This is a genomic window from Sphingomonas sp. SKA58, assembly GCF_000153545.1.
Lineage (GTDB): Bacteria > Pseudomonadota > Alphaproteobacteria > Sphingomonadales > Sphingomonadaceae > Sphingobium > Sphingobium soli.
The window spans coordinates 871,937-884,368 of sequence record NZ_CH959306.1 but is presented as its reverse complement, the minus strand read 5'-3'; the positions used below and the strand labels follow the sequence as shown (position 1 = coordinate 884,368).

The 12,432-nt window shown below is 64.5% G+C and carries 11 protein-coding genes; 6 read left to right on the top strand and 5 right to left on the bottom strand.

The window, feature by feature from the left end:
* The first annotated feature begins 9 nt into the window (after positions 1-9).
* The 5 genes from SKA58_RS04815 to leuA all read left to right on the top strand — a co-directional run bounded on the left by SKA58_RS04815 (position 10) and on the right by leuA (position 4,800).
* On the top strand, positions 10-378 hold the full coding sequence (locus SKA58_RS04815) for a hypothetical protein (protein WP_009821241.1): 369 nt from the start codon (positions 10-12) through the stop codon (positions 376-378).
* Positions 378-893: an acetolactate synthase small subunit gene (gene ilvN, locus SKA58_RS04810; protein WP_009821240.1), complete on the top strand. Its 516-nt coding sequence runs from the start codon at positions 378-380 to the stop codon at positions 891-893. The genes SKA58_RS04815 and ilvN overlap by 1 nt, the downstream gene beginning before the upstream one ends.
* Before the next feature lie 201 nt (positions 894-1,094).
* The gene (gene ilvC / locus SKA58_RS04805) at positions 1,095-2,114 is read left to right on the top strand and encodes a ketol-acid reductoisomerase (RefSeq protein WP_009821239.1); all 1,020 of its coding nucleotides are present in this window, start codon (positions 1,095-1,097) and stop codon (positions 2,112-2,114) included.
* A gap of 147 nt (positions 2,115-2,261) precedes the next feature.
* Positions 2,262-2,885: a YceI family protein gene (locus SKA58_RS04800; protein WP_009821238.1), complete on the top strand. Its 624-nt coding sequence runs from the start codon at positions 2,262-2,264 to the stop codon at positions 2,883-2,885.
* Positions 2,886-3,126: 241 nt separating this feature from the next.
* Positions 3,127-4,800 carry a 2-isopropylmalate synthase gene (leuA, locus tag SKA58_RS04795; RefSeq protein ID WP_009821237.1) on the top strand — a complete coding sequence of 558 codons (1,674 nt, stop codon included), beginning with the start codon at positions 3,127-3,129 and terminating at the stop codon, positions 4,798-4,800.
* An 89-nt stretch (positions 4,801-4,889) separates the two neighbouring features.
* Here leuA and SKA58_RS04790 read toward each other — a convergent pair whose 3' ends face one another.
* Entirely contained in the window at positions 4,890-6,257 is a 1,368-nt protein-coding gene (locus SKA58_RS04790; RefSeq protein ID WP_009821236.1) for a M20/M25/M40 family metallo-hydrolase, read from the bottom strand.
* A 152-nt stretch (positions 6,258-6,409) separates the two neighbouring features.
* On the opposite strand from SKA58_RS04790, the gene SKA58_RS04785 reads away from it, so the two are divergent.
* Positions 6,410-7,711, top strand: a complete 1,302-nt coding sequence (locus SKA58_RS04785; RefSeq protein ID WP_009821235.1) for a dicarboxylate/amino acid:cation symporter — start codon at positions 6,410-6,412, stop codon at positions 7,709-7,711.
* Between the two features lie 196 nt (positions 7,712-7,907).
* Here SKA58_RS04785 and SKA58_RS20470 read toward each other — a convergent pair whose 3' ends face one another.
* From SKA58_RS20470 to SKA58_RS04770, 4 genes are all read right to left on the bottom strand, one after another.
* Positions 7,908-8,039: a hypothetical protein gene (locus SKA58_RS20470; RefSeq protein WP_269572085.1), complete on the bottom strand. Its 132-nt coding sequence runs from the start codon at positions 8,037-8,039 to the stop codon at positions 7,908-7,910.
* 372 nt (positions 8,040-8,411) lie between these two features.
* Positions 8,412-9,488, bottom strand: coding sequence for an OmpA family protein (locus SKA58_RS04780; protein WP_009821233.1), 1,077 nt, complete (start codon positions 9,486-9,488; stop codon positions 8,412-8,414).
* Between the two features lie 200 nt (positions 9,489-9,688).
* Positions 9,689-10,186, bottom strand: coding sequence for a DUF2793 domain-containing protein (locus tag SKA58_RS04775; RefSeq protein WP_009821232.1), 498 nt, complete (start codon positions 10,184-10,186; stop codon positions 9,689-9,691).
* Positions 10,187-10,228: 42 nt separating this feature from the next.
* Positions 10,229-12,427: a phage tail protein gene (locus tag SKA58_RS04770; RefSeq protein ID WP_009821231.1), complete on the bottom strand. Its 2,199-nt coding sequence runs from the start codon at positions 12,425-12,427 to the stop codon at positions 10,229-10,231.
* Positions 12,428-12,432 lie beyond the last annotated feature (5 nt).

Here is a 12,432-nt window from a genome sequence, read left to right as displayed (position 1 = left end):
GACGGGCATGTGACGCAACATCTAAAGCTCCGCATCCATGTGACGGAGCCCTGGGATTTCGAGCGCCAGGCCGGCACGGCCGAACTGACCGGCTGGACCACCAATCATGCCGATCCCGACAATGAGGAATGGGAAGTGCATCTCGACCATGGCTTCGATTTCAACAAGCGGCATATCGGCACGCTGCTGGTCGGACCTCGCTATGTCGGGGAACGGCTGGAACGGATGTTCGATGCGGTATCGGGCTTTCCCGTACGTCTCGCCCATCGCCAGGACGGCGAGTGGCATTTCGCCTTCGTCGCCATGATTTCGCAGCGGCACGACAAGCCCGCCCCCGACGGGCAGGCCGACGACCATCAGGATCACGGAACCATCTGATGCATATCCAGGAAGAACTCAGCCAGCGGCACGTCCTGTCGCTGACCGTTTCGAACGAAGCGGGCATATTGGCGCGCATCGCCGGCCTGTTTACCGCGCGCGGCTATAATATCGACAGTCTGACCGTGGCCGACATCACCGACGATCATGCGATCAGCCGTATCACCATCGTCACCGGCGGGCCGCCCAAGGTGATCGACCAGATCATTGCCCAGCTCGACCGGCTGGTGCCGGTGCACAAGGTGACGGACCTGACCGACGCCGGCCCCTTCGTCGAACGTGAACTGGCGCTGGTCAAGGTCGCCGGCACGGGCGAGGACCGGATCGAGGCGCTGCGCCTGGCTGATGTGTTCCGCGCCAAGGTGGTCGACACGACAATCGAAAGCTTCATCTTCGAACTCACCGGCACGACCGAGAAGGTGGACAATTTCGTGGCGCTCATGCGCCAGATCGGGCTGGTCGAAGTCGGTCGCACCGGCGTCGTCGGCCTCATGCGCGGGAAAGAGGCGAATTAATTTCCCTCTCCCCATCGGGGGAGAGGGTTGCGAAGACCTGACGGCTTGCCCGCCTGGTCGTAGCTGGAAGAGGGGGCAGCGACGCCACGGTAGCCCGCCCCCTCCTCCTCCACCATCATCTAGGTCCGGCCTCGCCGAACCAAGATTTCATATCCTCTCGCCTGCGGGGCGAGGGCATTTGTTCGAGGGAAGAGACGAGACATGAAGGTTTATTATGATCGTGACGCGGACATCGGCCTGATCAAGGGCAAGAAGGTCGCCATATTGGGCTATGGCAGCCAGGGTCACGCCCATGCGCAGAACCTGCGCGACAGCGGCGTCGCCGAAGTCTGCATTGCGCTCCGCGCCGGCTCGCCCAGCGCCAAGAAGGCGGAAGGCGCGGGCTTCAAGGTGCTGCCCAACGCCGAAGCCGCCGCCTGGGCCGACGTCTTCATGATCCTCGCCCCCGACGAGCATCAGGCCGCCATCTATGCCGCCGATGTCCACGACAATCTGCGTCCCGGCGCGGCGCTCGCCTTCGCCCATGGCCTCAACGTCCATTTCGGCCTCATTGAACCGCGCGAGGACGTCGATGTCATCATGATCGCGCCCAAGGGCCCGGGCCACACCGTGCGCGGCGAATATCAGCGCGGCGGCGGCGTCCCCTGCCTCATCGCCATCCACCAGGACGCGACCGGCAATGCGCATGACATCGCCCTGTCCTATGCCTCGGGCGTGGGCGGCGGCCGCAGCGGCATCATCGAAACCAATTTCCGCGAGGAATGCGAAACCGACCTGTTCGGCGAACAGGCCGTGCTGTGCGGCGGCACCACCGCGCTGGTCCAAGCCGGCTTCGAAACGCTGGTTGAGGCCGGCTACTCGCCCGAAATGGCCTATTTCGAGTGCTTGCACGAATTGAAGCTGATCGTTGACCTCATGTATGAAGGCGGCATCGCCACCATGCGCTATTCGATCAGCAACACCGCGGAATATGGCGATATCAAAACCGGCCCGCGCATCATCACCGAAGAAACCAAGAAGGAAATGAAGCGCGTTCTCGCCGACATCCAGTCTGGCCGCTTCGTCAAGGACTTCGTGCTCGACAACCGCGCCGGCCAGCCCGAACTCAAGGCCAGCCGCATCGCCGCCCAGCGCCACCCGATCGAGGAAACCGGCGCGAAGCTGCGCGCGATGATGCCCTGGATCGGCGCCAACAAGCTGGTGGACAAGGACAAGAACTGAGGGCCACCTTGCTGTCTTAAGGGACGGATCGGCAAGTCAGGCCGGCCCGGAACGGAAACAATCCGTTCGCGGTTACGGCTCTGGAATAATCGGGGGGCGCGGCATATCATTGTCGCGCCCCTTGAGCATTTCGGAGAATCTGTTCCCATGAAAAAAATCCTGATCCCCGCTGCCGCCCTGATCGCGCTTGCCGGCGGCACGGCCCTCGTTGCGCAAATGCCCACCGCCGCGCCCGGCACCAAGGACGCCGCAAAAGTCACCGGCGGCAGCTACAAGGTCGACGGCGGCCATACCCAGGTCGTGTTCGCCTGGGACCATATGGGCTTCACCAACAATATGGGCACCATCGCCGAGCCGACCGGCACTCTGACCCTCGACAAGGCGAACCCCGCCAACAGCAAGGTGTCGGTGGAATTTCAGGTGGCCAACCTGCGCACCGGCGTCACCAAGCTCGACGAGCATCTGATGAAGCCCGACTTCTTCGATGCGGCGAAATTCCCGACCGCTTCCTTCGTGTCGACCAGCGTCAAGCCTGACGGCGCGACCGGTGCCGAAATCACCGGCAACCTCACCTTGCGCGGCGTGACCAAGCCTGTGACGCTCGACGCCGAATTCTATGGCGCCGGCATCCAGCCGATGAGCAAGAAGGAAAATGTCGGCTTCGTCGCCACGACGACGATCAAGCGCAGCGATTTCGGCATGGGCTATGCGGTCCCGATCGTCAGCGATGCGATCGAACTCAAGGTCATCGCTGGTTTCGAAAAACAGTAAGCGCACGACATAAAATGTCCAATAGACAGGGCCGGCTTGCATGCTGGCCCTGTTTTGCGTATGCACCGCGCATCATGCAGAGCGTCGCGCGCCTTCCCCTGCTACGACTTACACGCCCTTAGGCGTGGCTTTTGTGCTGCCTTCCGGCTAAGGGCAGCGTCGATCCGCCTAAGGGCATCCATCACAGTCAAGTCGTTCCACGGGCGCGGATTCGCGTCTGTCGCAGGAAATATATCATCCCATGATGCTGACCGATCCCTCGCTGAAATATCGCCCCTTCCCGCAGGTCGATCTGCCTGACCGCCAATGGCCCAGCCGCGTCATCACCGCGCCGCCCCGCTGGCTCTCGACTGACATGCGCGACGGCAACCAGTCACTGATCGACCCGATGAATGCGGAAAAGAAGCGCCGCTTCTTCGACCTGCTGGTCAAGGTTGGGGTCAAGGAAATCGAGGTAGGCTTCCCCTCCGCCGGCGCCACCGAATTCGATTTCATCTCCGGCCTGGTGCAAAATGGCGCCATTCCCGACGACGTGATGCCGCAGGTGCTGACCCAGGCCCGCGCCGACCTCATCGCCACGACCTTTGAATCCCTGCGGGGCGCCAAGCAGGCGATCGTCCATGTCTACAATGCCATTTCGCCCGCCTGGCGCGACATTGTGTTCCAGATGGAGCGCAGTCAGGTGCGCGAAATCGCCGTCAACGCCGCCAAGCTGCTGCGCGACCATGCCGCCGCCCAGCCCGACACTGACTGGCATTTCGAGTATTCGCCCGAAACCTTCTCCACCGCCGAACTGGATTTCAGCCTGGAATGCTGCGAGGCGGTGATGGAGATACTCCAGCTCACGCCGCAGCGGCCGCTGATCCTGAACCTGCCCGCCACGGTCGAATGCGCCACGCCCAATATCTATGCCGACCAGATTGAATGGATCTGCCGCAACATCTCGCGCCGCGACAGTGTCGTCATCTCGCTTCATACCCATAATGATCGCGGCACCGGCGTCGCGGCGGCGGAGCTGGGCATCATGGCCGGCGCGGATCGCGTCGAAGGCTGCTTGTTCGGCAATGGCGAGCGCACCGGAAACTGCGACCTCGTGACCGTCGCGCTCAACATGTATACGCAGGGGATCAACCCCGGCCTTGATTTTAGCGACATTGACGACGTCATCCAGACGGTTGAATATTGCAACCAGCTGCCGGTCCACCCCCGCCATCCTTATGCCGGCGAACTGGTCTTCACCGCCTTTTCCGGCAGTCATCAGGACGCGATCAAGAAGGGCTTTGCCGCCCAGGACGCCCGTAATGACCAGATTTGGAACGTGCCCTATCTGCCAATCGACCCCAAGGATCTGGGCCGTGACTATGAAGCGGTCATTCGCGTAAACAGCCAGTCGGGCAAGGGCGGCGTCGCCTGGGTGCTGCAACAGGACAAGGGCTACAAGCTGCCCAAGCGAATGCAGGCGGACTTTTCGCGCGTGGTTCAGGCCCTTGCCGACAGCTCCAGCCGCGAACTCAACGCCGCCGACATCAGCGAAGCCTTCGACGCCCATTATTGCCTGACCGGCGATCAGCCCTATGCCCTGATCGACTATCAGGAAGGCGGCCAGGCAGGCGACCGCATCTTTACCGGCAAGATCAGCCACAAGGGCGGCGAGCGTTCCATTTCCGGCCGCGGCAACGGCCTGCTCTCGTCCATCCTCGCCGCACTGCGTGACGAATTTGGCGTCCAACTGGAAATCGCGGATTATAGCGAACATGCCATCGGCGCGGGCAGCGATGTCAATGCCGCCGCCTATGTCGAATGCCGCACGCCCGACGGTCGCACCGTCTTCGGTATCGGCACCGACAGCGACGTGGCGACCGCTTCGGTCAAGGCGATCCTGTCAGCCGCCAACGGAATCGCGGTCCGGGGGTAAAGCAAAGCCTTTCCACATCCGTTCGGTTCGAGCTTGTCGAGAACTGTTCTCGACAAGCTAGAACCGAACGGGGGTAAGAGGATAAGCGCCTACTTTGCCAACGCCCGGACTACCCGGTCCCATTGCTCCAGCGATTCCCGGATGCCCGCGACCGGCACGCGCTCGTTCAGCCCATGGGCAAAGCCGTCCTCTGCGCGCATGAAGAGGCTGGACACGCCATAGCTCGGCACGCCCAGCGCGCGGAAATGAACGCTGTCTGTCGCTCCGGCCGACATGCCTGGCATGATCGCAATGCCCGGCGCGCGCGCCAGTACGGCATCGCGCACCGCCTGCATGACGTCCTCGCGCAGCGGCGACGCATCGCTGCCGGTCGGATCCCCCAATGTCGTGATCGTGGCGCTCGGGTCGTCGACAACCTTGGTCAGCTGCGCCTTCACGTCATCAATCGCCACGCCGGGGAAAATCCGACAATTGACGCTGACTTTCGCGCTTTGCGGCAAGGCGTTGAGCGCATGCCCCGCCTGCGCCATGGTCGCGACGCAGGTCGTGCGCACCTGCCCGACAAATTCCGGGTGGCCCGACAATATCTCCGCCGCCGTCGGATCGCCGGTCTCTGCAAAACGGCGCATGGCTTCGCCCACATCGCCCCCCATGCGGTCCGCCGATAGGGTCAGCGACGCCTTGGTCAATTCGTTGCGCATCGGGGGAAACGTGAAGGCCGCGATCCGGTCGATCGCCTTCGCCAGCCGATAGATGGGATTGCCCGGTGTCGGCGCGCTGGAATGACCGCCCGCATCGGTAAAGCCGATCTCGAAATCGGCATAGGTCTTCTCGCCGGCCTGCAACTGATAGAGGACGGGCTTCCCCTCCTCGCTCAGCAGCCCGCCGCCGCCGTCCCCGTTCAACAGCATTTCAGCGTCCTGATATTGGGACGCCAGCGCTCGCGTCGTTGCCATGTCGGTCTCCTCGTCACCCGACAAAAGCAGCGTCACCGTTCGGCGGGGCCGCCAGCCTTCCTTCTTCAGCTGCGCCAGAGTCGCGACCATCATCGCAACATCATATTTATTGTCCTCCGCGCCGCGGCCGAAGATATAGCCATTTTCCTCGACCGGGACGAACGGATCACGCGTCCAGTCCTTGGGATCGGCCTCCACCACATCCATATGCCCGATCATCAGCAAGGGCTTGAGTGCCGCATCCCGCCCCTTGATGGTCGCGGCGAATGTCGCCGTCTCGCCCATCGGCGTGATGACCACATCGGCGTCGGCAAAGCCCGCCTTCTTCAATATGTCGGCATAATAGGCCGCCAGCTTGGGCACCTGCCCCGCCCCCTGGACCGTGCGATAAGCGACGGACCGCATCAATATGTCCTTGGCCGCGCCGGCATCCGCCGCCGCCTGCGCCATCTGCGGCGCGATCGCCAGCGCCAGCCCCAGACACGCCTTACCCAATCCCATATATCTGCTCCCCGAAATGATCAGGCCTGTCTGGCACAGCCATCGGGTCCAGCCAATCACCCAGCTTCACCCCCCTGAAAGAATTGCTTGCGCGCAATCCCCCCGTCCCCGACCGATATAAGCGCCCGTTCGTCCCAAGGAATGCATGCGTCATGGCCCTCAATTTTCGCAGTTTCGGGTTTCAGGTTCTGGTCGGCATGGTTGTCGGCCTGCTGCTGGGCCTCGTCGCGCGTCAGATGGGGGTCGGCCCCGGCGGCGATCTCAACTGGCTGGCAACCGCGTTAAAGACGACCGGGTCCATCTTTGTCTCGCTGCTGAAAGCGGTGGTGCCGCCACTCGTCTTTGCCGCCATCGTGGCATCAATCGCCAATCTGCGCGCGCTGGACAATGCCGCCCGCCTGGCGGGACAGACGTTGCTCTGGTTCGCCATCACCAGCCTGATCGCCGTCAGCATCGGCCTCGCCATCGGGCTGCTGCTGGAACCGGGCGCGGGTCTGCGCGGCACCGCGCTCGCGGTTGGCAAGCCCGACAGCTATGGCGGCTGGCTGGATTTTCTCAAAGCCCTGGTGCCCGGCAACAGCCTGGCCCTGACCGGCAGCACCAGCATCACCGACGGCGCGGCGACCACCAGCCTGTCCTTCAACATCCTCCAACTGCTGGTCATCTCCATCGTCGTGGGGCTCGCCACGCTGAAGGTCGGGGACAAGGCTGATCCCTTCCTTGCCTTCGTGCGCTCGCTGCTCGCTGTCGTGCGCGCGATCCTGGGCTGGATCATCCGCCTGACGCCGATCGGTTCGGCCGCGCTGATCGGCACTGCGATCGCGACCTATGGCTGGAGCGCGCTGGCGCAGCTCGGCGTGTTTACCGCCGCCATCTATCTTGGCCTCGCCCTGGTACTGCTGGTCGTCTACCCGGCGTTGCTGCTCGCCAACGGCCTGCGCCCCGGCCCCTTCTTCGCCAAGGCGTGGCCAGCCATCCAGCTCGGCTTCGTCTCCCGCTCTTCGGTCGGCACCCTGCCCGTCACTGAAACCGTCACCGAACGGATGGGCGTGGACAAGGGCTATGCCGCCTTCGCGATTCCCCTCGCATCCACCACCAAGATGGATGGCTGTGCCTCCATCTATCCGGCGCTCGCCGCGATCTTCGTGGCGGGCTTCTACGGCATCCCGCTGCACTTCATCGACTATGTGCTGATCGTCTTCGTCTCTGTCCTGGGATCGGCTGCCACGGCGGGCCTGACCGGCGCGATCGTGATGCTCACCCTTACGCTCTCGACGCTTGGCCTTCCGCTCGAAGGCGCCGGCCTGTTGCTCGCCATCGATCCGATCCTCGACATGGGCCGCACCGCCGTCAATGTCGCAGGCCAGGTGCTCGTCGCGACCCTCGTCGCCAAGCGCGAAGGCATATTGGACGAAGCCGCCTATGACGGGAAAGCCACTCCCGTTACGGCTTGAGGCATTCGACGGCCGCATTTGTTCATTCAATTTCATAAGTACCGGAACGAGCCGTTTGCCGGACGGAATTGATGAGCGATGAAGATGATAGCCGCGCCCTGCCGCCAGAAAGCGTTAAGTTCGCGTCGCCTCTGCCGCGTTTGGCACGCCCGCTTTCTCGCTGCTTCCGCGCGTCGATACGGTGGGCGACCGACTATCAAACGCCGGCCGCAAAATGGGCCTTTTCACCCTGATGCTTACGCTCGGCGTCTTCATCGCCGTTGACGGGATTTGTCCCGTGCGGGGCAGTCGCAGCAGCCACGCGGACCACCTCCATTAACGCAGCCATGCTGACCGGATGAGCATGCCGCTCTCCAGCTTGCCTTGCCTGGGCCGACGAGCGTTTCGCACGAGCGGAACCCGCTTCACATGTCGGCTGAACGACATAGCCTGAACCAGGCAGGGCGTTTTCCCTCCGCTGCCGCACCCAACCCAGGTCCTTGCTTGGCCCTGCCGGCTAGAAATTGACGTCGGCTAGAAATGGACCGCAGGGCAGTCAAATCGGGCAGCACTCAAGGCCCATTCGCGCGCCACCAGTCGTGACGCCGCGCGCCTCGCCCCGTTTCGGCCAGCACGCTAAAATCGTTGCGATAACAAAAAAGGGCCGGTCTTTCGACCGGCCCCTCTTTTTGCCGTCCATCCCGAAGGAAGGACGATCCGATTACATGCCTGCGCCCGGACCGTAGGTGATTTCCACGCGACGGTTCTGGACTTCACGGACGCCGTCAGCGGTTTCAACGCGAGGACGCGATTCACCGAAGGCTTCGGTCGTCATCACGCCGTCAGGGATACCCTTCGACGCGAGGTAGGCCTTGACCGAGTCAGCGCGACGCTGCGACAGACCGACGTTGTACGACGCCGAACCCGACTTATCCGCGTGACCGGCGAGCATGACCTGGGCGCTGCCACAGCTGCTATAGGCCGAAACCGCGTTGTCCAGAATGGTGGCGGCATCAGGCGTGATGTCCGACTTGTCCCATTCGAAGAACACGATGTACGGTCCCGGCTGGCACTCTGCAACCGGCGGGGGCGGCGGAGGCGGCGGCGGGGGCGGCGGGGGCGGCGGAGGCGGAGGCGGCGGAGCCGCTTCTTCCGGCGCACCGAAGTTGTAGGTCAGGCCGAGCAGCAGGCTGTGCGTGCGCAGCTTGGTTTCGGCGTTCGACCCGGCCTGGCCGTAGATGCTCTGATAAGCCGGGATCAGCTTAATATCGTCCTGGTTGAAGAAGCGATACTTCAGCGAAACGTCGACATTGTTGGTGACCGGGTAACGAACACCCGCGATCGCCTGCCAGGCGAAACCGGTGTCGCTGTCGTTCACGATGTCCGAAGCGAGCTTGCCGCGCGAAACGCCGACACCGCCGCCGACGAAGCCCTGCAGGCCGTCATCGGGACCGAAGTCCAGCAAACCGTTCAGCATGAACGACAGGGCCGAAGCAGCGCCGCCGAAGCCGCCGCCGGTCTTGTCGAAATCGATCTTCGCACGCTTGTAGGCAGCTTCGGCTTCGAGGCGGAAGCCACCGAAGTCGTAACCGATGTTAGCGTCGAAGTCGTAGCCCTTGTGGTAGTCGATCGACGGGACCGCCGCACCACCGGGAGGGACGGCGTCGAAGGTCAGGTCCTGATCTTCAACGAGCAGCACGCCGGCGTCCACGCCAACATACCAGCTATTATCACGCGCCAAGGCCGGAGTGGCCAGGGCACTGGTCGCAAGCGCAGCCGCGAGGGCAAGCTTCCGCATATGGATTCCCCTTTCAAAAGTGTCACGAAGGACTGCTGAAACCCTGTAGCTACGGGAAGGTTTCATGGCAAGTCCACAATTAGTGAAACCGTTGCAAAAATAACGCACTAGCCTCTTTAACGCGAAGGGATCAGGCTAATGTGCAGAAATCCTAGACTATTGACGCACCCTTGCAACAAGAAATGAGCAGTTCAGTAATATTATGCAACAATCAGGCCGTGGGAACCCAGTCGGTCGAGAATGGCGGCGATGGTTGATCGCGCCTCGGCGTCAATCACGCTCCCGCCGGCCGGGGCGGCAATAGGCGGCTGGCGTTGCGCGACCACTCTTTCCTCGCCCAGATAAATGCCATCGGGGCGGATCGGTCCGGCGCGCCACTGACTCCCGTCATGCATACGCGTCAGCCCCTCGTCGGCCACGGCAACGGCGAAACCCGCATGGGGCGTCAGGAACCGCCAGCCGCCATCGGTCCAGCAAGCGACGGATCCGCTGCGGCCTTCCCACGCGCCTTGCCCTGCGTTCGCGACGATCCAGCATTGCCCGGGCGCCGGGTCTTCCGGCGGCGCGTTGATGGCCGCGCTTTCGACCCGGCCGTGCAACAGCGCATCGATCAGGACCAGGGCTTCATTATGGGCAAGTTCCTTGTGCGCCTGTCCCGCGAACAGCAGCGGCAAGCCCCATCTGGGCGTAGCATCCATGATTTATGTCCTTCCTCGTTCCGGCGTGATCGCCGTCCTTTGTCACAGGATCAGGGGCAGGCTCGCCGCCCGCCCCAACGCATAGGTGCCCCGCTGCCGCACGCAGATCGTCACGCTGCGTCCCGCCATGCCGTCCGCCGCGATCATGTCGGCGGTATAGGTCCAGCCGGGACTGGTCCTGTCCTGCGCCCGCACCAGAACGGTCCCGTCCATGACCTGCACCGCGTAGCTCTCGCTTTCCTCCGCCATCGGCACATCCGTTCCGCTCAGCCAGCGCCATCCGTCGCGGCTGCGCCGGGTCCATGCGATCGCCCAGCCCCCCGCGCCATCGCGACGCGCGCGCATATGCACCGGCGCCAGCGGCAACAGCGCCTCGCCGCTGATCGTCAGGGTCGCTTCAGCCGGTGCCACATCGCCAATGCCGACCGCCGAAAGCCGCAGCACGCTCCCGGCCTCTGCGTCCGCGCCCTGCATCGACAACGGCTCGACCAGCCGTCCTTCCTCGATCAGCAGGAACCGCTCGCCCGCGCCATGATCCGCCATCGCCCAGTCCGTGCCCCGCAGCCCCCGCCGCAGGCCTGTCAGCCGATAGGTCGCGGCGCCGGTCCGCTCCGCCGTCTCGAACTGGATCAGCTCGCGACCAAGCAACGCCAGGTTCCGCCCCTGGTCCAGCGCAGCCTCGTCCGCGCTCGGCAGCATCATATCCTCCGCCAGCAGCGTCACAGACACGGATTGCCGGCGATCCACCAGCTGCGCGCTTCCAGCGCTCAGCGCCGTGTCAGCCACGCCCATCACCGCGCGCCCGGCACTCCGGCCGATCGGCGACGCCTCACCGCTCGCGCCCGTGACGAACAGCGCCGCGCTGCGCCAGCCGGCCCCACCACTCGCCGCCGCCACGACCAAAGGCGCGTTCGCCACCCCGTCGGTGATGCGCGGCAGGTCCGCCAGCATCAGCGTCGTCGGCCCGTGCGGCGCATCCACCGGCCGCACGATCGCGCCTGACCCTGCCCCCGCTGGTGGTGCGCCGCCGCCGCCGGGCAATCGCCGCAGCGCCAGCCGCACCGCCATCGCTTCCCATTCGCACTCCTCAATCCGCCACAGCCCCGACGCCTGGTCCACCGCAACGACGTCGCCCGCCGCTAGCCCGAGCGCGCGCCAGTCGCAGCGCACCGTCATCCGCGCCCGCCCGGCCCATGCCGTGCGCAGGCGCTCGCTCGCCAACGCCCGCGCCGCATCGGGGTCCAGCACGGCGGGCAGGTCGATCCCGCTTTCGGCCCGCCCCGCTCCCGGCCGCGTCACCCGCTGCACCCCGGCCTGATAATCGCGCGCCGCATCATGATAGCGCAGGCTCAGCGCCACCGGCACGCCATCGGCGGACCCGCCACTATGCTCAATCGCGTCGATAGCGCGACCATTGATCCGCTGCGCCAGCATGTCGTGCAAAATGGTCCCGGCCGCCACCCCGGTATCCACCAGCGCCAGTCCCCCCGCGCCGGATCGCAAGCCTAATCCGTAGGCGCTGACCAGCGGCATCACCGCCTCGCGCATGTCGGCTCCGCTCGCGGCAAAGCCTCCAACGCTGATCTGTGCCGGCCCCGCCAGCCGCCCCGCGCTCAGGTCAGACGCAATCCGGTCCAGCGACACCGCCCCCTCATCCGCCTCCACCTCGAACGTCAGCGACGGGATGCGATTGCCATAATCAGCCAGCGCCAGATCCTCGAACACGACATAGGCCGTGCCGCGATGCGCCGGCGTCGCGCCGATGCCCTGCGCCGACGCGATCAGCGGATCGGGCGATTGCCCCTCATCGCCAGGATGCACCCGGAACGCGCCAACCTCGGTCTTGAAATCGCCCGCCACGCCGCGCAACAGGTTGCCGTCCGCCCATATCCGCCGGATCGCCCGGACCGGCCGCGACGAAAGCGCCACCGCGATGCTGGCCGAATAGCTGTAGCTGGTAACGCTAGGCCGTCCCTTGCCGCCGCCGCTGCGGCTCGACGTCTCCTGCAAGTCCGTCGCCCAGATGACCGTGCCCGCAACCCGCATGGTCCCGAACAGCGCGGGCACCTGCGTGCCATAGCTGGACGTCTGCACTTGCAGGTCGGTCAGGCGCGCACCCTGCCGCCCCTTGGGCTTGAACAGCACTTCATTGTCGAAAGCGTTACCGATCAGGCCGCCAATCGCCCCGCCGATCGGCCCGCCCAGCACAGTGCCCACCGCGCTCAGCACTATCGTCGCCATGCTCG